Source organism: Mangrovihabitans endophyticus (genome assembly GCF_014646155.1).
GTDB classification, from domain to species: Bacteria; Actinomycetota; Actinomycetes; order Mycobacteriales; family Micromonosporaceae; genus Actinoplanes; species Actinoplanes endophyticus.
The window spans coordinates 1-613 of sequence record NZ_BMMX01000158.1; the positions used below are offsets into that span (position 1 = coordinate 1).

At 37.0% G+C, this 613-nt stretch carries 1 protein-coding gene; it reads left to right on the top strand.

Annotated features, from left to right (window positions below):
* On the top strand, positions 1–613 hold a 613-nt coding region (gene dnaN, locus IEY73_RS34695), incomplete at both ends, for a DNA polymerase III subunit beta (RefSeq protein WP_189083242.1).

Genomic DNA, 613 nt, shown 5'->3' on the forward strand with positions numbered 1-613 from the left:
AGAAGTCAATGCCCCCTTTTTAACCGATGCGTTTAAAAAGATCGCTCCTGTGATTGAGCAAACCAGCCATAAAAGGGAATTAGCCGGTATTTTAATGCAATTCAATCAAAAAGATCAAACCCTTTCAGTGGTAGGCACGGATACCAAACGGCTCTCTTACACGCAGTTAGAAAAAGTTTCTATCCATTCCACTGAAGAAGACATCTCTTGCATTTTACCTAAAAGAGCTTTATTAGAAATCCTTAAGCTTTTTTATGAAAATTTCAGTTTTAAAAGCGATGGCATGTTGGCGGTGGTTGAAAACGAAACGCACACTTTTTTCACCAAGCTCATTGATGGGAATTACCCTGATTATCAAAAAATCCTCCCTAAAGAATACATTTCTTCTTTCACTTTGGGCAAGGAAGAATTTAAAGAGAGCATTAAATTGTGCAGTTCTTTAAGCTCCACTATTAAACTCACTTTAGAAAAAAACAACGCTTTGTTTGAATCTTTGGATTCTGAGCATAGCGAAACGGCTAAAACCTCTGTTGAGATTGAAAAAGGTTTGGATATTGAAAAAGCCTTTCATTTGGGTGTGAACGCGAAATTTTTCCTTGAAGCCTTAAACGCT